This window comes from Streptomyces boninensis (assembly GCF_048572725.1).
GTDB lineage: Bacteria > Actinomycetota > Actinomycetes > Streptomycetales > Streptomycetaceae > Streptomyces > Streptomyces boninensis.
This window is the reverse complement of the sequence record NZ_CP183837.1, coordinates 4,922,832-4,942,910: the sequence shown is the minus strand read 5'-3', so window position 1 is coordinate 4,942,910 and position 20,079 is coordinate 4,922,832. Positions and strand designations below refer to the sequence as shown.

18 protein-coding genes are annotated in these 20,079 nt (G+C 70.3%); 4 read left to right on the top strand and 14 right to left on the bottom strand.

Annotated features, from left to right (window positions below):
- Positions 1 to 96: 96 nt before the first annotated feature.
- Genes ACNNMR_RS22460 through ACNNMR_RS22445 form a run of 4 tightly spaced genes read right to left on the bottom strand, consistent with a single transcriptional unit; the run spans position 97 to position 4,618 of the window.
- Positions 97 to 1,056, bottom strand: coding sequence for a MerR family transcriptional regulator (locus ACNNMR_RS22460; protein ID WP_419996462.1), 960 nt, complete (start codon positions 1,054 to 1,056; stop codon positions 97 to 99).
- 13 nt (positions 1,057 to 1,069) lie between these two features.
- Positions 1,070 to 1,981, bottom strand: coding sequence for a metal-dependent hydrolase (locus ACNNMR_RS22455; RefSeq protein ID WP_419996461.1), 912 nt, complete (start codon positions 1,979 to 1,981; stop codon positions 1,070 to 1,072).
- A gap of 10 nt (positions 1,982 to 1,991) precedes the next feature.
- Positions 1,992 to 3,791 (bottom strand): SDR family oxidoreductase, encoded by a 1,800-nt coding sequence (locus ACNNMR_RS22450; protein WP_419996460.1) that lies wholly within the window; start codon positions 3,789 to 3,791, stop codon positions 1,992 to 1,994.
- The gene (locus ACNNMR_RS22445; RefSeq protein WP_419996459.1) at positions 3,788 to 4,618 is read right to left on the bottom strand and encodes a M24 family metallopeptidase; all 831 of its coding nucleotides are present in this window, start codon (positions 4,616 to 4,618) and stop codon (positions 3,788 to 3,790) included. The genes ACNNMR_RS22450 and ACNNMR_RS22445 overlap by 4 nt, the downstream gene beginning before the upstream one ends.
- 221 nt (positions 4,619 to 4,839) lie before the next feature.
- On the opposite strand from ACNNMR_RS22445, the gene ACNNMR_RS22440 reads away from it, so the two are divergent.
- The 4 genes from ACNNMR_RS22440 to ACNNMR_RS22425 are packed head-to-tail and all read left to right on the top strand — an operon-like array spanning position 4,840 to position 8,352.
- Complete coding sequence (locus ACNNMR_RS22440) at positions 4,840 to 5,775, top strand: ABC transporter ATP-binding protein (RefSeq protein ID WP_419996458.1); 936 nt, start codon at positions 4,840 to 4,842, stop codon at positions 5,773 to 5,775.
- Positions 5,765 to 6,715, top strand: a complete 951-nt coding sequence (locus ACNNMR_RS22435) for an ABC transporter permease (RefSeq protein ID WP_419996457.1) — start codon at positions 5,765 to 5,767, stop codon at positions 6,713 to 6,715. Before ACNNMR_RS22440 ends, ACNNMR_RS22435 begins: the two co-directional genes overlap by 11 nt.
- Positions 6,712 to 7,623: an ABC transporter ATP-binding protein gene (locus ACNNMR_RS22430; protein WP_419996456.1), complete on the top strand. Its 912-nt coding sequence runs from the start codon at positions 6,712 to 6,714 to the stop codon at positions 7,621 to 7,623. The genes ACNNMR_RS22435 and ACNNMR_RS22430 overlap by 4 nt, the downstream gene beginning before the upstream one ends.
- Before the next feature lie 9 nt (positions 7,624 to 7,632).
- Positions 7,633 to 8,352, top strand: coding sequence for an ABC transporter permease (locus ACNNMR_RS22425; protein WP_419996455.1), 720 nt, complete (start codon positions 7,633 to 7,635; stop codon positions 8,350 to 8,352).
- 24 nt (positions 8,353 to 8,376) lie between these two features.
- Here ACNNMR_RS22425 and ACNNMR_RS22420 read toward each other — a convergent pair whose 3' ends face one another.
- The 10 genes from ACNNMR_RS22420 to ACNNMR_RS22375 all read right to left on the bottom strand — a co-directional run bounded on the left by ACNNMR_RS22420 (position 8,377) and on the right by ACNNMR_RS22375 (position 19,964).
- Positions 8,377 to 9,126, bottom strand: a complete 750-nt coding sequence (locus tag ACNNMR_RS22420; RefSeq protein ID WP_419996454.1) for an SDR family NAD(P)-dependent oxidoreductase — start codon at positions 9,124 to 9,126, stop codon at positions 8,377 to 8,379.
- A gap of 82 nt (positions 9,127 to 9,208) precedes the next feature.
- On the bottom strand, positions 9,209 to 9,757 hold the full coding sequence (locus ACNNMR_RS22415; protein WP_419996453.1) for a hypothetical protein: 549 nt from the start codon (positions 9,755 to 9,757) through the stop codon (positions 9,209 to 9,211).
- A 234-nt stretch (positions 9,758 to 9,991) separates the two neighbouring features.
- Positions 9,992 to 11,620, bottom strand: coding sequence for an ankyrin repeat domain-containing protein (locus tag ACNNMR_RS22410; protein WP_419996452.1), 1,629 nt, complete (start codon positions 11,618 to 11,620; stop codon positions 9,992 to 9,994).
- A gap of 235 nt (positions 11,621 to 11,855) precedes the next feature.
- Positions 11,856 to 12,668, bottom strand: coding sequence for an HAD family hydrolase (locus ACNNMR_RS22405; RefSeq protein ID WP_420000437.1), 813 nt, complete (start codon positions 12,666 to 12,668; stop codon positions 11,856 to 11,858).
- A 26-nt stretch (positions 12,669 to 12,694) separates the two neighbouring features.
- A complete protein-coding gene (serS, locus tag ACNNMR_RS22400) occupies positions 12,695 to 13,984 on the bottom strand; it encodes a serine--tRNA ligase (protein ID WP_419996451.1) in 1,290 nt (429 codons plus the stop codon).
- A 553-nt stretch (positions 13,985 to 14,537) separates the two neighbouring features.
- A complete protein-coding gene (pheA, locus tag ACNNMR_RS22395) occupies positions 14,538 to 15,473 on the bottom strand; it encodes a prephenate dehydratase (RefSeq protein ID WP_419996450.1) in 936 nt (311 codons plus the stop codon).
- A gap of 85 nt (positions 15,474 to 15,558) precedes the next feature.
- On the bottom strand, positions 15,559 to 16,791 hold the full coding sequence (gene efeB, locus ACNNMR_RS22390; protein ID WP_419996449.1) for an iron uptake transporter deferrochelatase/peroxidase subunit: 1,233 nt from the start codon (positions 16,789 to 16,791) through the stop codon (positions 15,559 to 15,561).
- Between the two features lie 10 nt (positions 16,792 to 16,801).
- The gene (locus ACNNMR_RS22385; protein WP_419996448.1) at positions 16,802 to 18,802 is read right to left on the bottom strand and encodes a copper resistance protein CopC; all 2,001 of its coding nucleotides are present in this window, start codon (positions 18,800 to 18,802) and stop codon (positions 16,802 to 16,804) included.
- 5 nt (positions 18,803 to 18,807) lie between these two features.
- The gene (locus ACNNMR_RS22380; protein ID WP_419996447.1) at positions 18,808 to 19,263 is read right to left on the bottom strand and encodes a copper chaperone PCu(A)C; all 456 of its coding nucleotides are present in this window, start codon (positions 19,261 to 19,263) and stop codon (positions 18,808 to 18,810) included.
- Complete coding sequence (locus ACNNMR_RS22375) at positions 19,260 to 19,964, bottom strand: SCO family protein (protein ID WP_419996446.1); 705 nt, start codon at positions 19,962 to 19,964, stop codon at positions 19,260 to 19,262. The genes ACNNMR_RS22380 and ACNNMR_RS22375 overlap by 4 nt, the downstream gene beginning before the upstream one ends.
- Positions 19,965 to 20,079: the final 115 nt, after the last annotated feature.

The following is a 20,079-nucleotide window of genomic DNA, read 5'->3' as shown; positions in this document are numbered from 1 at the left end:
CCCCAGCCAATGCGTACTTCGTCCGGACGACGTATCCCCGCGATTGCGTCGCCCCGCATGGCATCAATCGAGGTCAACCGCGCATTCGCATCCGCATCAGCCTCGGTACCTCTCCGTCAGCGCGTCCATGCGCCGCGCCTGCACCTCCCGCTCCACCGCCGCCGCGACAAACTCCGCCACCCCCTGCTCGCCCACCAGTTCCCGCACCGCCGCCACGGTCCCCTCCGGCAGCGCCACCGCGGGCCGCTCCTCCTCCGGGCGCCCCCGTACGGCCGGGCGTCCTCGTACGGCCGGGGGCTCGGCCAGGCGGCGGCGCAGATGGCCGGTGGCCTTTGCGCGGAGGGCGCGGGCGAGTTCGGCGTCGATGGTCTGCTGGGCGAGGGGGCGCAGGCGGCGGACCAGGGCCGCCGCCTCCGCGGCCTCGGCGTCCGTCGTCGGGTGGTCGAGGTAGCGCTGGAAGAGATGCTCGGTGGTGAAGGTGAGCAGGCTGTCGGCGATGTCCTCGACCTTGCGGCGCAGCTTGCGGGTGTACGCCGTGATCGCCGCCAGCGGCACACCCGCGGCGTGCAACTCGGCGGCGACCCGCAGCTGCTGCGGGCTGGGCACCCGGAAGAGCCCGTCGTCGTCCGCCACCCGTTCGAGCACCCCCAGCGCGACGGCGTCAGCCACCGCCGCGTCGTCCGGTATGCCCCCGAAGAGCAGGTCGAGCTCGGTGCGGGTGAGGTGCGAGGGCTCCTCGTCCGACCAGGGCCCGTCGAGCTCGGCGACCAGGCCGAGCACGCCGCGCAGGCCGCGGCCCGCGTCCCACGCTTCGAGGAGCTCCTTGATGGAGACGAGCGTGTAGCCGCGGTCGAGCAGCTCGGCTATCTGCCGCAGCCGCGCGAGATGCGCCTCGCCGTACACATTGGCGCGGCCGCGCCGCTCCGGCCTGGGCAGCAGTCCGCGGTCGGCGTACGCCCGTATCGTGCGCACCGTCGCGCCGCTGACATGCGCGAGGTCCTCGATGCGGTACTCGACGCGGTGCTCGGGCGCTGCGACCTGATCCTCCGTGCTCAACCTGGCACCCCTCCTACGAGACCGCCTTGCGCGCGATCTGCCCCGCCGCCGCCCGCGCCGCGGGCGAGCTGGCAAGATACTCGACCGCCCGGCTCAGCGACCCCTCCTGGGACGGGTGGTACGACCTGCGCAGATACCGGGGTATTGCGCGGCCGAGCTCACCCCACGTGGGCAGCAGCCCCTTGCTTACGGCCCGATTGTGCGCGCCCAGCGAATACCGCAGCCGGCCGCGCAGCTGCGGGTCGTGCTTGATCAGATACGCGGCGCCGGCGAACCACAGATACGCCAGCACCGGTGCCGTCACCGCCATCCCGCCGATCCGGCGGGCATAGCGGGGCAGGCCCTCGCCGCCGCAGTGCTGGTACATGTCGAAGGCGACCGCGCGGTGCTCGACCTCCTCGGCGCCGTGCCAGCGCAGCAGGTCCAGCATCACCTCGTCCGGGTCGGCCCGGTCCAGGCCCTCCGCGCCCAGCACCCAGTCGCCGAGCACGGCCGTGAACTGCTCGATCGCCGCGACCAGCGACAGCCGGAAGCGCAGCCACTCCTTCTGCGGTATCGGGGCGCCGAACGGCGGCGTCTCGCCGAGCAGCACCTCGAACATCCAGTCCACGTGCCTGGTGTACGGCTGCGTGTCCAGGCCCTGCTCCGCGAGATGGTCGAGGACGTAGGAGTGCTGCACGCTGTGCGTGGCCTCCTGGCCCATGAAGCCCTTGACGTCCTTCAGCAGCTCCGGGTCGCGGACCAGCGGCAGCCCCTCCTTGAACACCTTCACGAACCACCGCTCCCCCGCGGGGAGCAGGAGGTGCAGCACGTTGATCACGTGGGTGGCGGTGGGCTCGTCCGGTATCCAGTGGAGCGGCGTCTCCTGCCAGTCGAAGGCGACCCGGCGGGGCTTGATGGCGTAGTGATCGTCGTCGAGCGTCATCGGGTCCTCCTCACAGGGGCGGATTGATGCGGGCCAGCGCCCGCAGGGCGCGCGGGGACAGGCGCGACAGCGCCCTCGCCCCGCGGGCCTCCGGCGTCACCGGCACCACCGCCTGGTTGCGGGCCACGGCGCGCAGGATCACGGCGGCGACCTTCTCCGGCGGATAGCCCCGCTGCCCGTACAGCCGGGTGGCGCGGCGCTGCCTGCGCTTCTCCTCCTCCGCCGATACGCCGGTGAAGTGGGTGTTCGCCGTGATGCTGGTGTGCACGAAGCCGGGGCATATCGCCGACACCCCGATGCCCTTGCCGGCCAGCTCGGCGCGCAGGCACTCGCTGAGCATCAGCACCGCCGCTTTCGACGTCGAATACGCGGGCAGCGCCCTCGACGGCTGATAGGCGGCGGCAGAGGCAGTGTTGACGATGTGGCCGCCCTGGCCGCGCTCGGCCATCTGCCGGCCGAATATCCGGCAGCCGTGGATGACGCCCCACAGATTGACGTCGAGGACCTTCCGCCAGTCCTCCGCGGTGGTGTCGAGGAACGCGCCGGACGCGCCCACCCCCGCGTTGTTCACCAGCACATCAAGCGCCCCGTACTCCGCGGCGGTCTTGGCGGCGAGCTTCTCCATGGCCTGCTCGTCCGCGACGTCCACCGTCTCCGCCCACGCCTCCGGCGCCCCGATCAGCCGCGCCAGCTCGGCCGTCCTGGCCGCCCCCTCCGCGTCCCGGTCCACCGCGATCACCCGCGCCCCGGCCTCCGCGAAGGCGAACGCCGTGGCCCGCCCGATCCCGCTCGCCGCGCCCGTGATCAGCACCAGCCGGCCGCCGAACCGGTCGGCATACGGCCCGTCCGCCGTCACCTGGTCCACCGGCTTGCCGTCCTCCTGGGCCCGTACGAACTCGGTGATCCACGAGGCCAGCTGGTCCGGGCGGGTGCGCGGCACCCAGTGGCGCGCGGCGATGGTGCGCCGCACCAGCCGCGGCGCCCAGCGGTCCAGGTCGTCGTAGAGCCCGGGGGACAGGAAGGCGTCGCCGGTGGGCGTGATCAGCTGCACCGGCACATGGGCGTACGCGTCCGAGCGCGGGCCGCGCAGCCGCGAGCGGACATTGTCGCGGTACAGCCAGGCGCCGCGGGCGGCGTCCTGCGGCAGCGACGCCGTCGGATAGTCGGCCGTACGGACCTTCTCCATCGCCTCGACGATCTTCGGCCAGCCGCGGCCCAGCGGCCCGCGCCACGCCAGCTCCGGCAGCACGGGGGTGTGCAGCGCGTACACATACCAGGACTTGGCGCCCTGGCCGAGCAGCTGCGCCGCCCGCCTCGGCGTGGGCCGCTTCAGCCGGCCCGAGATCCAGTGCCCGAAGTGGTCGAGCGAGGGGCCGGAGATCGACGTGAACGACGCTATCCGCCCCTCGGTCCGCTTGACCGTGGCGAACTCCCAGCCCTGCACCGAACCCCAGTCATGCCCGACCAGATGAACCGGCGCATCCGGCGACACCGCGTCGATCACCGCGAGGAAGTCGTCCGTCAGCTTCTCCAGCGTGAAGCCGCGCTTCAGCGGCGCCGGGGGCGTGGAGCGGCCGTGCCCGCGCACGTCGTACAGCACCACATGGAAGCGGTCGGCGAGCCGGCGGGCCACCGGCGCCCACACCTCCTTGCTGTCCGGATAGCCGTGCACCAGCACCACCGTCGGCTGCGCCGTCTCGCCCAGCTCGGCCACGCACAGCGACACGTCGTCCGCGCCCTGCACCCACCGCTCCCGGAAACCGGCCGTCGAAGAAGCCGAAGAAGTCGAAGAAGTCGAAGATTCCGTCATGCCGCCGCCCTTCCCTCGGCCCAGCGCCGCACATGCGGCAGGTCGTCATCCAGCCAGAACGCGCTCTCCTGGGGGTCGGCCGAATCCGTCACCACGAGGATCTCCTCGAACTTCGCGCCCGTGCCCCTGAATCCCAGATGCGGCTCCACCGCCCACAGCCCGGGCTGCGGCGGATGCTGCGAGAAGCGATACGGGCTCCACAGCGGCGACCAGCCCTCCCGGTGCCCGTGCAGCGCGTCCTTCGCCAGGCCCTTCAGCGATTGGGTGCCGAACCCGAAGACATGCGGCGATATCCGCCGCTCGCGCACCCGGTCCACCTTGTGAGCGATCACGCCGAAGGGATACGCCCGATGCCGGTTCGCATACCCCTGCTTGATCATCAGCCGTTCGACGTCCTCATAGATCTCCCGCAGCGGCCGCCGCTCCCGCACCTCGGCGAGGATCAGCTCCCGGTGCGCCTGCAGATCGTCGAGCAGCCGGTCGTGTACGGGATTGAGGCCGAGGCAGCCGGAGTATCCGATATCGGCCGTATATCCCTTGAATACGGGCGCCATGTCGAGGATGAACGGCATCCCCGGCTCCAGCCGCCGGTTCGTCGGGAAGAACTGCAGCGGCACCTTGAAGCCCGTGAACGCCGTACGGTCCCCGAACCAGGCGAACGGCAGATGGAACCAGTCCCGCACCCCGCGCTCGCGCAGCCAGCGCCGCTGCATCCGCGCGGCCTCCCGCTCCGTCACCCCGGGCCGCAGCTGCGCGGCCACCGCCTCCGCGCACTCGTACGCGAGGCGCTGCACCTCGCGGAACCCGCGCAGCTCACTGTCAGCCATCTCCGGCCCTCCCTCGGGTCGTTGACGTTGCCACTGACGACTGTGACAACGACCGGAGGCAGGGTCAATACATGTGCACCGCCTGTGGATACCGGAGGTAACACCTGTCGAAGGATGCACATCCCCTACGGGCCGCTCCACCCTTCGGCGTACAAAGATGAGAGCAGAACGAGACTTCCGTCCGTACCCCTGCACCCGCCACGGCCACTACGGTCGGTGGCGTGACTGTGATCGCGACCGAAAGCCTCAGCAAGCGGTTCCCGAGGGTGACCGCGCTCGACAGGCTGACCGTCGGCATCGGGCCGGGTGTCACCGGCCTTGTCGGCGCCAACGGGGCAGGTAAATCAACCCTCATCAAGATCCTGCTCGGCCTGTCTCCCGCCACCGAGGGCACCGCTACCGTCCTCGGCCTCGACGTCTCCCGCGACGGCTCCGCCATCCGCGAACGCGTCGGCTACATGCCGGAGCACGACTGCCTGCCGCCCGACGTCTCGGCCACCGAGTTCGTCGTCCACATGGCGCGCATGTCGGGCCTGCCGCCCACCGCCGCCCGCGAGCGCACCGCCGACACGCTGCGCCACGTCGGCCTCTACGAGGAGCGATATCGCCCCATAGGCGGCTATTCCACGGGTATGAAGCAGCGCGTCAAGCTCGCCCAGGCGCTCGTCCACGACCCGCAGCTGGTCTTCCTCGACGAGCCGACGAACGGCCTCGACCCCGTCGGCCGCGACGACATGCTCGGCCTGATCCGCCGCATCCACAGCGAATTCGGCATCTCCGTCCTGGTCACCAGCCACCTTCTCGGCGAGCTCGAGCGCACCTCCGACCACCTTGTCGTCATCGACGGCGGCAAGCTGCTGCGCTCCTCCTCTACCTCCGACTTCACCGGCGCCACCACCACCCTCGCCGTCGAGGTCACCGACACGGACGCCACCCCGGACGGCACGGGCGCGGTCCGCACGGCATTGTCAGAGGCGGGACTTAGCCTTCAGGCAGATGGACACGTGCTGTACGTGGAGGCCGAGGGCGACGCCACGTACGACACCGTCCGCGACACCGTCGCGAAGCTCGGCCTCGGCCTGGTGCGCATGGAGCAGCGCCGGCATCGCATCGCCGAGATCTTCAGCGACAACAACGGGGGTACCGATGCCGCCTGAAGCCATGAACCAGCAAGCCACCCAGCAGCCGGGCCGGCAGCCGGGCCAGGGAGCCGCCACCGAGGCGGCCGCCGACGTCATCCACGACATCGGCTATCGCCACTACGACGGCCCCCGCCTCGGCCGCGGCTATGCCCGCCGCTCGCTGTACTCGCAGTCCCTGCGCGGCGCGTACGGCCTCGGCAGGTCCGCGAAGTCCAAGGTGATGCCGATGATCCTCTTCGGCGTCATGTGCCTGCCCGCGGTCATCATCGTCGCGGTCGCCATCTTCACGAAGGCGGACGAACTCCCCCTGGAGTACACCGCCTACGCGGTCAACCTCCAGATGGTCATCGCCCTGTACGTCGCCGCCCAGGCCCCCGTCTCGGTCTCCCGCGACCTGCGCTTCAAGTCCGTACCGCTGTATTTCTCCCGCCCCATCGAGCGCCTCGACTACGTGTCGGCGAAGTTCGGCGCCCTCGCCACGGCCCTCTTCGCCCTCACCGCCATCCCGGTGCTCATCCTCTATGTGGGCGCGCTGCTCGCGAAGCTCGACTTCTCCGAGCAGACCAAGGGCTTCGTCCAGGGCATCGTCTCCGTGGCCGTGCTCTCCGTCCTCCTTGCCGCGATCAGCCTGGTCATCGCCGCGCTCACCCCGCGCCGCGGCTTCGGCATCGCCGCCATCATCGCGGTGATGTTCGTGCCGTACACCGCGGTCAGCGCCGTCCAGGCCATCGCGTACGACCAGAACAACCCCGACGCCGTCCCCTGGATCGGCCTGTTCTCGCCGACCACGCTCATCGACACCATCAGCGCCGCCTTCCTCGGCGCCACCCCGTCGAGCCCCGGCCAGGTCGACCCGAGCAAGGGCGCCGGCGCGCTCGCCATCCTCGTCACCGTCGTGCTCATCGCCGGCTGCATCGCCCTGCTGCTGCGCCGCTACCGGAAGGCGGGCCTGTGACCGCGATCCAGATCGACCGCGTATCCCGCTGGTTCGGCAATGTCGTCGCCGTCAACGACATCACCATGACCATCGGCCCCGGCGTCACCGGCCTCCTCGGCCCCAACGGCGCCGGCAAGTCCACGCTGATCAACATGATGGCGGGCTTCCTCCCGCCCTCCTCCGGCGGCGTCACCCTCGACGGCGCCCCGATCTGGCGCAACGAGCAGGTCTACAAGGCCATCGGCCTCGTCCCCGAGCGCGAGGCCATGTACGACTACCTCACCGGCAAGGAATTCGTCGTAGCCAACGCCGAACTCCACGGCCTCGGCGACGCCGCCGCGCAAAAGGCCCTCGCCACCGTCGAGATGGAGTACGCCCAGGACCGCAGGATCTCCACGTACAGCAAGGGCATGCGCCAGCGCGTGAAGATGGCCTCCGCCCTGGTCCACGAGCCGTCGGTGCTGCTCCTCGACGAGCCGTTCAACGGCATGGACCCCCGCCAGCGCATGCACCTGATGGACCTGCTGCGCCGCATGGGCGCCGAAGGCCGTACGGTCCTCTTCTCCTCCCACATCCTGGAGGAAGTCGAGCAGCTCGCCGCCCACATCGAGGTCATCGTCGCCGGCCGGCACGCCGCCTCCGGCGACTTCCGCAAGATCCGCCGCCTGATGACCGACCGCCCGCACCGCTACCTGGTCCGGTCGTCCGACGACCGCGCCCTGGCGGCCGCCCTCATCGCGGACGCCTCGACCGCCGGCATCGAACTCGACTGGTCGGAAAAGGCCCTGCGCATCCAGGCCATCGACTTCACCCGCTTCACCGAGCTGTTGCCGCGCGTCGCCCGCGACCACGGCATCCGCCTCTACACGGTCTCGCCCTCCGACGAGTCCCTGGAATCCGTCTTCTCGTATCTGGTCGCGGCGTAAGGAGCCGATGTGTACAACCCCACGGTTGCCCGGCTCACTTACCGGGCCCTCCTCGGCCGCCGCCGCGCCCTGATCATGTTCGCCCTGCCCGCCCTGCTGATCATCATCGCGTCGGTGGTACGGGCCCTGGTCGGCCCGGACGACGACGTCGCCAGCGAACTGCTGAGCTCCTTCGCCCTAGGCGCGATGGTCCCGCTCATCGGCGTCATCGCGGGCACAGGCGCGATCGCCCCGGAAATCGACGATTCCTCGATCGTCTACGTCCTCGCGAAGCCGATCCCCCGCTCGACGATCATCATGACGAAGCTGGTGGTGGCGGTAGGCGTCACGATGGCCTTCTCGGCGATCCCCACCTTGATCGCCGGCTTCATCCTGAACGGCAACAGCCAGCAGCTGGCGGCGGCATACGCCATCGCCACCCTGATCGCCTCGATCGCATACGCAGCCCTCTTCCTTCTCCTGGGTACGGTCACCAAGCACGCGGTCGTCTTCGGCCTCGTGTACGCGCTGGTCTGGGAGGCGCTCTTCGGCAGCCTGGTCCCCGGCGCCCGCGCCCTGAGCGTCCAGCAGTGGGCGCAGGCGGTGGTGGAGAAGGTGGGCAGCGGCGACTTCATCACGTCGGAGGTGTCGACCGCGACGGGGGCGGTGTTGTTGGTGGTCGTGACGGTGGGCGCGACTTGGTATGCGATGCGGAGGCTGCGGGTGCTGACGCTGGCGGGCGAGGAGTAAGGGCCGGGGGGCGGGACGGGCTGACTAACGCCCTCGCTCGGCGCCCCCATTGACCTGAATCACCTGCGAGGTGACGTGCTGCGCAGCGGGAGACGCCAGCCACCGCAGTGTCTCGGCGATGTCCGCGGTGCTCCCGGCCCGCCCGGTCACGGTCTCGCCGATCCGCTGCTGCCGCCGTTCCTCAGGGATCCCGTCCCCGAAGAACTCGGTGCCTTCGGTATAGCCGGGCGCGACGAGATTGACGGTGATCCGGCGGGGTCCCAGCTGCCGGGCGAGATCGTGCGCGTACGGATGCAGCGCGGCCTTGGCGGCTGCGTACGCCCCGGAGCCGGACCCGCGATAGGCGGCGATGGAGGAGAGGAAGAGCACGCTGCCACCGTCGGCGATCTGCGCCTTGAGAGCCTCGGTGAGGAGAGCGGCGGTGAGGACATTGATCCGGAAGTTGGTGGCCCAGTCATGGGCGACGACATCGAGCGGATCGGCACCCTCTGCGCCGGCGGCGGGCTCCAGCAGCCCATTCCCCCCAGCAGAGTTGACCACCACATCAACGGACCCGAACCGCTCCTCCACAAACGCGGCCACCCGCCGCGCCCCGGCCGGCTCGGCAAGATCAGCAGCACAGACCACAGCCCCAGGCACCTTGCCGGCAGCCCGCTCAAGGACATCGGCCCGGCGGCCGATGAGTACGGGGGTGTCGCCGCCCTGGGCAAAGAGCTCAGCGGCGGCGAGGCCGATGCCGGTGCCGCCGCCGGAGATGACGATGGTGCGATTCATGGGGCCGAGGGTAGACACACGAACGCCGCTTGGGGCAAGGACCCTTGCCCCAAGCGGCGTTTAGCGTGACCGGACGTCACGCTTACCGGCGTCGCCTCATCCGGTCCTCGACCTGATCCATCCGGTCCTCGGCCCGATCCTGGCGATCCGAGATCCGCCGCAGTACGCGACTGAGGTCCCGGGCGGCTGCGCCGACGTCATCCAAATCCACTTCGGCGACGTCGGTCCATGAGCGCTCCTCGGCGTCGAGGAGATACGTGCGCACGCGCCGAGCGATGGTGCTGTCGCGGAGCAGCATGGCCGCGTTCAGCACGGCCCGGCGCGGCCACAGCGCCATGTGCGGGCGGCGCCCGACCGCGGATGTAAGCTTCAAATTGAAGCTTACATATTCCTGCAGGTCAGCGCCTCGTAGAACCTTGAGTCCGTTCGACTCGAGCTCCTCGCGATGACGGACGAGCAAGTTGTTCACAGCCCGCTCGGTGACCTCGAAGTACTCGGCCACCATCCGCGTCGTCACATGCAGCCCATCAGGCAGCAGCTCCAACACCCGGACCTTGTCGAGGACTTCCATGCGTCGGCAGACGCTCTCGCGCAGGGCGCGCGACTCCAGTAATGCAGTTTCGGGCGGCATCGAGCCAGCCCCTTCCGTGTGGAAACGGTCATTGGACTTGCCCGTATCCAGGGCACAGGAGCGGAGGCTGCAGTTTCGACCCACGTACTCAGTGACCGGCCGTTCCGTCACACCAAGACCGGCAATCCCCAAACCCACACGTTACGTATCAACTAGCGTTCCGTAGTTGCCTCCACGCACCAGGGGCAACGAACGGATTATCGGAAAGTTACGTACCTCGGGACCTACGTACCGCTAGGTACTCAGCCCACCCAGCCTCACCCACCGCTGCCCCCGTCGATCCACCGCCACCGCACCATCCTCGATCCGCATCCCCGCCGCAGCACACGCATAGGCCAACTCGCCAGCGTCGTACGGAAACTCCCTGCAACGCTGCCAGAACCGAAAGTGCCAGTGCGCAGCCGGGTCCGCCTCCCGCGGCCACAACCCGATCTCCTCGCGCATGACGACCTCCCCATCCCGAGCCAGCGTCCCGGGCGTCCCACCCTTCGGGTTGAAGTAGACCCCGTACGCCACCGTCCCCACCGACACCGGCCGCAGCACGTCGCCGTCGCCCGGCAGATAGCCGCTCTGCGTGATCACACACCCGCCCGGCCTGCCCCGCACCCGCGTCACCGCCACATGGCGCAGGGACTCCTCGAAGTCCTCACGGTCAAAGGGCAGATCGTCTGAATCCACCACCCGGCACCGCGCGGGATCGGCACCCAGCCGCCGTAACACCTCCGCCTCAGTCACACCCCTCACGAAGGCGATCCCGAGTCCTTCGGTAAACAGTTCCGCCCGCCCAAAGGCCGCGATCAGCGCATCAGCCGCCCTGAACGCCGCCACCTCCGCCGCCGGCAACTCCACCGCCCCCGGCAGCTCCGCGACCATCGAAGCCAGCGGCGTGGTGAGCAGCAACCGCCCCGGCGACCACGGCCCGACCTGCGGCGTCCACACATCAGCCCCGGCCTCGATCAACGCCCGCACGCAGCCCGCATCCACCCGACAGGCCGCATACCAGAGCGGCGTGTGCCCGTCCTCGTCCTCCGCATCGACCCGCGGCCTCGGCTGACGCGACAGCAGCTCCGCCACCGCCTCGCCCGAACCCTGCTTCGCGGCGTGTAGCAGCGGCGTCGTGCCCTGCCGGCCGCCCGGCTCATCGACCGGCGCACCTCCCTCAAGACGGGCACGTATCAGCCGCACATCCGCCCAGTCCTCGTAGACCATCCCCTCCCAGTCCGCCCGCGGCACATAGCGCAGCCGCGCCTCCTCCTCGCGCCGCCGGGCCTCCAACTGCTGCTCGGTCAGGGGCGGCGCCAGAAAGCCGGGCGGCCCGCTCGCCTCCACATACGTGACCACGCGCGACCGCCCCGCCGGACCAGGCCCTGCCGCCTCCGGCTCCGGCGGCTCAAGCCCCGGCCACACCTCCACCACCCGCCCCGCCGCGGCCCGCAGCGCGGCCACATCCACCGGCACCCGCGTCTCGGCTATCCCCTCATCCGGCCACTCCACGACCAACTGCGCCTCACCCGCAGGCGGCAGCTCCGCCAGATACAGATCGACATCGGTCCTGAAGCGCGACCGGCGGGCCGCCCCCAGCCCGGTGTCCAGCGGTATCAGGCCGATGGCCTGCGACGTCTGCGTGAAGTCAGGCCGCCTGCCCGGCCCTCGCACCATCCGCTGAATCGTGCCGTCCAGCGACGTCACCCGCCGCCCGTCCGCCAGCAGCAGCCCCACCCGCAAGCCCGACTGCCGCCCGCCGATCGATGGTCCCAGGCTCCGCCACCGGGTCCTGAAGAAGACCGCCAGATGCAGCGTTACGGACCGTGGCCACACCGACCAACCCGTCAGCAGCACCTTGGCATCGGGCCCCGAGCCCACCTCCTCAGGCGCCCCGCCACGAAAGCAGCACAGGCGCGCACCAGTCCACGGGCGGCGCATACCGCTCCGCGTCCTCCCCCGGCGGCCTTAACCGGGCCAACACGGCCCGCTCAGCGGCCGGTTCGTCCGGCATCACGAGATCATCGAAGAACCCCATGCCACGATCGTGGCAGCCGGGTCTGACAATTCAGCCGCAGTACAACTCAGCCGCCGCACAACTCAGCCGCCGCACAGCTCACACCCCGTACAACCGCTCCAGCACCACAGCGATCCCGTCCTCGTCATTCGACGACGTGATCTCGTCCGCCACCGCCAGCAGCTCCTCGTGCGCATTCGCCATCGCGACGCCGTGCGCCGCCCAGCCGAACATCGGCACATCGTTCGGCATATCGCCGAAGGCGATCGTGTCCGCCGCCTTGCAGCCCAGCCGCCGCGCGGCCAGGGACAGCCCCGTCGACTTCGACAGGCCGTGCGGGAGCAGCTCGACCGTGTCCTTGCCCGCCATCACCACACCCACCAGGTCGCCGATGACCTCCTGGGCCGCCGCCGTCAGAGCGTCGTCGTGGAGGGAGGGGTGCTGGATGTAGAGCTTGTTCAGGGGCTCGGCCCACAGCTCCGCGCGGTCGTCGAAGGTGATCACCGGAAGGTCGCCCCGCGCCACCGCCCCGAAGCCGGGGCCGAACAGCACCTCGCCCGCCAGGCCGTCGCGGCTCGCCGCCACCGCCAGCGGGCCGACCTCGGCCTCCAGCTTCTCCAGCGCCATCGCCGCCAGCCGGCGGTCCAGGGTTACGGACGTCAGCAGCCGGTGCTCGCCCGCGTGGTAGACCTGCGCGCCCTGGCCGCAGACCGCCAGGCCCTCGTAGCCCAGCTCGTCCAGGATGTCGCGGGTCCAGGGCACCGCCCGGCCCGTGACCACGATGTGCGCCGCCCCCAGGGAGGCGGCAGCCTGCAGCGCCCCCCGCGTGCGCGGCGAGATCGTCTCGTCCGTACGCAGCAGGGTGCCGTCGAGGTCCGTCGCGATCAGGCGGTACGGGAGGTCACCTGCCACGTCGCCCGGAAGGTCGTGCGCCCCGCTCACTTCGAGGACACCGGCTCGAGCACCTCGCGCCCGCCCAGATACGGCCGCAGCACCTCCGGCACCACCACCGAGCCGTCCGGCTGCTGGTGCGTCTCCAGGATCGCCACGATCGTGCGCGGCACGGCGCACAGCGTGCCGTTCAGCGTGGCCAGCGGGCGCACCTTGCGGTCCTCGCCGGTGCCGCGCATCCGGACCGACAGCCGCCGCGCCTGGAACTCATTGCAGTTCGACGTCGAGGTCAGCTCGCGGTACTTGCCCTGCGTCGGGATCCACGCCTCGCAGTCGTACTTCCGCGAGGCCGAAAGCCCCAGGTCGCCCGTCGCCGTATCGATCACCCGGAAGGCCAGGCCGAGCGAGGTCAGCCACTGCTTCTCCCACTCCAGCAGCCGCTGGTGCTCGGCGTCGGCGTCCTCCGGCGCGATGTACGAGAACATCTCGACCTTGTCGAACTGGTGGACCCGGATGATGCCCCTGGTGTCCTTGCCGTGCGAGCCCGCCTCGCGGCGGAAGCAGGGCGAGAAGCCGGCATAGCGCAGCGGCAGCTGGGCCTCGTCGAGGATCTCGTCCATGTGGTAGCCGGCGAGGGTGACCTCCGAGGTGCCGACCAGGTACGCCTCGTCCTTCTCCAGGTAGTACACGTCCTCGGCCGCCTGGCCGAGGAAGCCGGTGCCCTCCATGGCGCGCGACTTGACCAGCGCGGGCGTGATCATCGGCGTGAAGCCCGCCGCGCCCGCCTGCGCGATCGCGGCGTTGACCAGCGCGAGCTCCAGGAGCGCGCCGACGCCGGTGAGGTAGTAGAAGCGCGCACCCGAGACCTTGGCGGCCCGCTCGGTGTCGATCGCGCCGAGGATACGGCCGAGCTCCAGGTGATCCTTGGGCTCGAAGCCCTCCGCGGCGAAGTCGCGCGGGGTGCCGACCGTCTCCAGGGTGATGAAGTCGTCCTCGCCGCCGACCGGGACGTCGGGGTGGACGAGGTTGCCGATCTGGGCGAGCAGCTTCTGCACCTCGGCGGCGGCCTCGTCCTGCGTGGCGTCGGCGGCCTTGACGTCGGCGGCGAGCTGCTTGGTACGGGTGAGGAGCTCGGCCTTCTCCTCGCCCTTGGCCTGCGCGACCTTCTTGCCCAGCTGCTTCTGCTCGGCGCGCAGCTCGTCGAAGCGCACGCCGGACGACCGCCGCCGCTCGTCGGCGGAGAGCAGGGCGTCGACGAGGCCGACGTCCTCTCCACGGGCGCGCTGCGATGCGCGCACACGGTCGGGGTCCTCACGGAGCAGGCGAAGGTCAATCACGCGGCCAAGGTTACCGGGGTGGGGGAAGGTGCTCGACCTGATATTCCGTTGTGTCCGGTTTTAGTCTTCTGTGAGGGGTTTGAGAGTTCAGGTCAAGGGGATTTTCGGGATTCGCTTAAAAGGGTCATACGGCGCATTTTGCATGACGCTTCGATCTTGGACTGACCTTGATCGGAGAGGGAGTTGAGCCCGCACCCCTTAGCTTTTCCACAGGCTGGCGGGGGTGGCGGCTTCCTTATCCACAGGCTGTCGATGTGGTCTGTGGATGATGGAAGTGATCATTCCTGGGGGCTGCGCTGCTGCCACAGGATTCCCGCTTCAAACGTCATCTACACCGTCTTTAGAGTGGGATTGCCTAACTCCAAAGAGTGGATCGATGGAATTGAGTGGACGAGGTGGGATCTGTCCCCCTGTGGAGGAAAGTGGGTCAGTAGACCGACTTGTCGACAGTGTCCGATTGCTGTGTCGACTTATTCACAGGTCGAGAGACGCAGCCTGTGGATAACTTCACGGAGCTGTGTACAAGTGAAGCCGGGGTGTGACGATCCCCTGATCAGCCCCGACCATCGAGGCAGCGGTTCAGCCAGTCCGCCGCCGATGTGAAGTCGTCGTCCGAGGTCCCCGCGCGAGCCGGCGACACATCTTCCGCGCCGACCCCCGCCCTCGGGTACGAGCCCAGGAACCGCACCTTCGGGCACACCCGCTTCAGCCCCATCAGCGCCTCGCTGACCCGACGGTCCGAGATGTGTCCCTCGGCGTCGACCGAGAAGCAGTAGCGCCCGATCCCCTCACCCGTCGGCCGCGACTCGATCCGCAGCAGGTTCACCCCGCGCACGGAGTACTCCTGCAGCAGCTCCATCAGCGCGCCGGGGTGGTCGTCGCCCAGCCAGATCACCGTCGACGTCTTGTCGGCGCCGGTCGGCGCCGCCGGGCGGGCCGGGCGGCCGACGAGGACGAAGCGGGTGGCGGCGTTCTCCGCGTCGTGGATGTCCTTGACCAGGGGCTCCAGGCCGTACGTCGCGGCCGCGAACTCACCCGCGAAGGCGCCGTCGATCTTGCCTTCCTGGACCTGGCGGGCGCCGTCGGCGTTGGAGGCGGAGGACTCCCACACGGCGTCGGGGAGGTTGGCCGCGAGCCAGCGGCGGACCTGGGGCTGGGCCACCGGGTGGCCGGTGACGGTCTTGATGTCCTCGATCTTCGTCCCCGGCCGTACGAGCAGCGCGAAGGCGATCGGGAGCAGCACCTCGCGATAGATCATCAGCGGGTCGCCGAGGGCGAGTTCGTCGAGGGTGGCGGTGACGCCGCCTTCGACGGAGTTCTCGATCGGGACGAGGGCGGCGGCCGCGTCGCCGGTACGGACCGCGTCGAGCGCGGCGGGCACCGAGATCATGGGGACGAGTTCGCGGGTGGCGGACTCGGGGAGGGTGCGGAGGGCGGCTTCGGTGAAGGTGCCTTCGGGGCCAAGGTAGGTGTAGCGGCTCGCGGACATCCGCTCACGATAGCCGGGGGCCGGGGCCTGCGGCTGGGGGTGTCCAGGTTGTGGTCCGTGGTGATTGCGCGCCCGCGGTGTGGGTCTACGCCTCCAGGAGCCGCTGTCCTACGTACTCACCTGGTGCGCAGCCGCCCGGTACCGCGAACAGCGCGCTTGCCTCGTGGCGGAGGAAGCGGGACAGCCCGTCGCCCCGGTCGAGTTTCCGCTGGACCGGAGTGAAGCCGTGGCGCGGGTCCGCCTGCCAGGCGATGAAGAGGAGGCCCGCGTCCGGTGCGCCGTCGTCGCGGAAGCCGTCGTGGTACGAGAAGGAGCGGCGCAGCATCGTGGCGCCGCTGTTGGATTCGGGGGCTGCGACCCGGATGTGGGCGTCGCCGAGGATGGCGAAGGAGCCGTCCTTGTTGATCTTGTTGAGGGCCACGGGTGTCGTTTCCGTGCCGCCGGAGAGGGGTGCGCCGTCCGATTTGCGGCGGCCTATGACCCGTTCCTGGCGGTCGGCGGGGAGGTGGTCCCATGTGTCCAGGAGCATGCGGATGCGGCGGACGACGGCGTACGAGCCGCCTGCCATCCAGGCGGGAGTGCCGTCTTTCGGTACGAAGATCTTCGCCGCGAAGTCCTTGTCCTCCGGCTTGGGGTTGTTGGTGCCGTCGACCTGGCCCATCAGATTGCGCATGGACATGGGGTGTGCGGTCGCGCCCGGGGTGCGGTTGAAGCCGGACATCTGCCAGCGGAGGGTGGCTGTGTCGGCGGCCTCGCGCTGCAGGGTGCGGAGGGCGTCGAAAGCGACGAGGGGGTCGTCGGCGCCGATCTGTATCCACAGGTCGCCGTTGCTGCGCTTCGGGTCGAGGTGGTCGGCGGTGAAGTCCGGTAGTGGGGTCAGCGCCTCGGGGAGTTGGGCCTTCAGGTCCGTACGGGCGAAGAAGGTGCGGCCGAAGCCGAAGGTGATCGTGAGGGCTGACGGGCCCGCGTCGCGGGCGATGCCGGTGTCGCGGTCCGGAGGGTTGCCCTCGGTCAGTGCGGCGGCGGTGCGGGTCCAGCGGCGGAGGAGGGCGGCGGCCGAGCGGCGGTCGGCGTCGGCTGCCAGGTCGAAGGCGGCGAGGTGGCCGGCGGCCTGGAGGGGGGTGGTGATGCCGGCCTGATGTTTCCCGTGAAACGGGATGTGGGCGCGGCCTACTGATGCCAACTCCGTGGGCTGGTCGCGCACAGCGCTCGCCGCGGCCGCGCCGCCGGCGCCGCCGGCGACGAGGCCTGCGGCGCCGGTGGCGCCCGCGGCGCCGAGGAGGCGGCGGCGGGTGAGCTTGCCGGGTTTCTCGGTCATCGTTCCTCGGTCATGAAATCTTGATCTTCTTTGTCTCGGTGACCTGGTCGACATCCGAGGTGCGGACGGTCAGCGAGATCTCCCACTCGCCCGCCATGGGCAGCTGTACGCCGGCCGCCGACCAGTGCCCGGCGTCGGCCTTGCCGAGCTTCGGGGTGAGCGGGCCGAGGTCCTTGGCGGGGAGGCGGAAGGAGACCTTGACCTCGGGGGCGTCGACCAGTTCGCCGTTGTCGTTGGTCAGGTAGACGTGGAGGGTGTTGTCGGTGCCGGCGCGGGCCGGGTCCATCGTCAGCTCGGCCTTGCCCTTGCCGCCCTGGCCGCCGGTGTCGTACGGGATCTCGACGGTGACCGGTCCTGCGGCGGCTTCGGATTGTGCGGCGCCGCCGGCTTGCTGGTCGGTTTCGGCGCGGCCCGGCTGGGTGCCGGTCAGGACGGTGGTGACCGACAGGAGGATGAGGGCGATGGCGACCTCCACCAGTACGGATTTGCGCAGTCCGCTGCGGTTGGGGTCGGCGTCGCGGGCCCGGCGCTCGCGGGCGGCCTCGACGGCGGCGCGCTGGCGGGCGAGCTGGGCGCGGCGGTCGGGTGCTGCCGCGTCCGAGTCCGAGTCCGAGCTTGAGCCCGCGTCCGCGTCCGCCTCCGCGTCCGAGTCCTTGCGCCCCCGGCCCGTTTTCGCCGCGGCCTTCACCGGCTCCGCGGCCTTGTCCCGCTCCCCGGCCTTGGCGGTTGCCTCCGCCTGTGCCGGCACGGCCCCCGCCTCCCCCAGCCGCGCCGTCCAGCGCCGCGAGATCCAGGCGACGCCGACCAGCACCGCGACCAGGCCCACCTTCACCAGCAGCAGCTGTCCGTACCTCGTCGAGGTCAGCGCGCCCCACGAGCCGACGCCGCGCCAGGCCTGGTAAAGCCCGGTGGCGACGAGCACCAGCACGCTGCCGAATGCCAGCTGGGAGAAGCGCTGCACGACCTTCCGCTCGACCGGCGGCCCGCTGCGCATCGACACCGCCAGCGCGGCCAGGCCGCCGAGCCATACCGCCACCGCGAGCAGGTGGATCGCGGTCACCGGCATGGCCAGCCAGGGCTGGATGCCGGCGGAGGCGTGTTCTGCCATGGCCCAGGTGGCGGCGAGGCCGGCGGCCACCACGGCGCCGCCGATGCCCAGGCCGTACGCCAGGTCGCGCTGCTCGCTCGCGGTGCGGTCCGTATCGCGGCCGTTCTTGCCGCCCGCGCGGCTGCGCTCGTACGAGCCGAAGAGCACCGACAGGAAGACCGCCGCGGCGCCGAGGAGGAGCAGTCGCGAAAGGAGCGCCGCTCCGGGGCGGGTGGCGAGCACCTCGCGCGTCTCGGTGAGGCCGAAGCCGGCGCCGGTGTACGGGCCGCGGAGCAGCAGCAGGGCCACGGTCGCGGCGAAGAGCAGCACCCAGCCGCCGGCCGCGAGGCGGCGCACCATGGGCGAGCGGCCGCCGCACCAGCCGGTGAAGACGCAGCCGCCGACCATCAGCACGAAGCCGCCGTAGGCGATGTAGCGGCCGGTGTCGTAGAGCGTCTTCACGCCGCTGTCGGAGGCGCCCGAGCCCACCGTCACGGAGGTCTTGGATTCCTTGCCGATGGAGAAGGTGAAGGCCCCGGCCACCGGGTGGCTGTCGGCGGAGACGGCCTTCCATGCGACGGTGTAGGTGCCCTCGGGCAGGCCGCTGTGGAGGGCGACCGCCGCGGATGCGGCCTTGCCGCCGACGTGGTGCGGTTCGCCCTTGGCGACGTCGCGGCCCTTGGGGTCGAGGACCCGTACCGAGTCGTCGGACAGCTGCACGCCCTCGGAGAAGGAGAGGGAGATGTCCTTCGGCGCGGTCTGGACGACCGAGCCGTCCTTGGGGTCGGTGCCGGTGAGCGCGGCGTGGGCGGCGGCGGGCGTGGCGCCGAAGAGGCCGCCGGCGAGGGCGCACAGCAGCGCGGTGAGGACGGTGGCGGCCAGCTTGACTATGCGGGGCCGCCGCCGCGCGATCCGGGAGGTCATGCCGCTCAGTCCTTCTTCGGCGGTCGGTAGGTGGTGGGCTCGACCGGCACCTCGACCTTGATCGGCTGCGACTTGGCGAAGTGCAGGGTCAAGGTCACCTTCTCACCGACCTTCGGCTTGCGGCCGAGCTTCTCCAGCATCAGGTGGTTGCCGCCGCGGGCGAGCTCGAGTTCGCCGCCGGCGGGGACGTCGAGCTGCTTCACCTGCTTCATGGTGTTGTCCGTGGTGGTGTGCAGGGTGACCTTGCCGGCGAGGGCGGTGGTGACGGAGGTGAGCTCGTCGGCGGCGTCGCCGTCGTTGCGGACGGTGACGTAGCCGGCGGCCATGTCCTCCATGAGCGGCTGCGGTACGAAGCCGCCGAGGGCGCTCAGTTCGGGCTTGCCGTCGCCGCCGGAGCAGGCGGCGAGGGTGGTGAGCAGTACTCCGGCCGCGGCGAGGGCGGCCGGCCTTGCGTAGGTCACGGCTTCTTCCCCTTGAACGGCTGCTGTCCCTTGATGAGCTTGGGGAAGTCCTTGGCGTACTGGCTGGAGTCGACGCCGGCGAGGTAGATGACGTGCGCCTTGTCGTCCGTGGGGGAGTAGGCGAGGACCTCGGAGCTGTGGGCGACGGTGTAGGAGCCGTCCTTCTCCTTCTTCGGCGGGTCCATGAAGATGCCGACGGTGCGGGCGCCGGCCTCGATGGTGTCCCAGTCGCCGGTCAGGCCGATGAAGCTCTTGTCCTGCATGCCGAGCCACTTCTTGAGCCGCTTCTCGGTGTCGCGCTTGGGGTCGGTGGTGACGAAGACGACCTGCAGCTTGTCCTGCTCGGCCTTCGGCAGCTTGGACTTGGCGAGGGCGATGTCGCTCATGATGACCGGGCAGACGTCCGGGCAGTGGGTGTAGCCGAAGAAGACGAGGGTGGGCTTGCCCTTGGTCTCCTTGATGAGGTCGTACTTCTTGCCGTTGAAGTCGTTGAGGATGAGGTCCGGCTTCTCCTTGGGGGTGTCCAGTACGGTGCCGGCCTTCTTGGCGCTGTTGTTGCCGCCGGAGATCTCGACGGCGGGCTTGGCCTCGTCGCCTGAACCGCATGCGGCGGCCGTGACGCCGAGGAGGAGCGCCGCGGCGACGGCGGCGGCCTGCCGGGTCCGGCGCCCGGCGCGGGGTGAAAGTTGAGCTGTGCGCATCTGCTGCTTCTCCGAGGGGTGTGTCATTCCAGACATTGCGTGCCTAGCGTGGCTCCGGCGCGCGGGTCCGGGACGGGCGGCGCGCCCGTCCCGGACCCGCGGGGTCGCGGGGTGA

Excerpts from the sequence above, each read along its gene's own strand:
- ACNNMR_RS22455 (WP_419996461.1), bottom strand. The coding sequence starts at position 1,981 with ATGACGCTCGACGACGATCACTACGCCATCAAGCCCCGCCGGGTCGCC.
- ACNNMR_RS22450 (WP_419996460.1), bottom strand. The coding sequence starts at position 3,791 with ATGACGGAATCTTCGACTTCTTCGACTTCTTCGGCTTCTTCGACGGCC.
- ACNNMR_RS22445 (WP_419996459.1), bottom strand. The coding sequence starts at position 4,618 with ATGGCTGACAGTGAGCTGCGCGGGTTCCGCGAGGTGCAGCGCCTCGCG.
- ACNNMR_RS22435 (WP_419996457.1), top strand. The coding sequence starts at position 5,765 with ATGCCGCCTGAAGCCATGAACCAGCAAGCCACCCAGCAGCCGGGCCGG.
- ACNNMR_RS22420 (WP_419996454.1), bottom strand. The coding sequence starts at position 9,126 with ATGAATCGCACCATCGTCATCTCCGGCGGCGGCACCGGCATCGGCCTC.
- ACNNMR_RS22415 (WP_419996453.1), bottom strand. The coding sequence starts at position 9,757 with ATGCCGCCCGAAACTGCATTACTGGAGTCGCGCGCCCTGCGCGAGAGC.
- pheA (WP_419996450.1), bottom strand. The coding sequence starts at position 15,473 with ATGTCCGCGAGCCGCTACACCTACCTTGGCCCCGAAGGCACCTTCACC.
- efeB (WP_419996449.1), bottom strand. The coding sequence starts at position 16,791 with ATGACCGAGAAACCCGGCAAGCTCACCCGCCGCCGCCTCCTCGGCGCC.
- ACNNMR_RS22385 (WP_419996448.1), bottom strand. The coding sequence starts at position 18,802 with ATGACCTCCCGGATCGCGCGGCGGCGGCCCCGCATAGTCAAGCTGGCC.
- ACNNMR_RS22375 (WP_419996446.1), bottom strand. The coding sequence starts at position 19,964 with ATGCGCACAGCTCAACTTTCACCCCGCGCCGGGCGCCGGACCCGGCAG.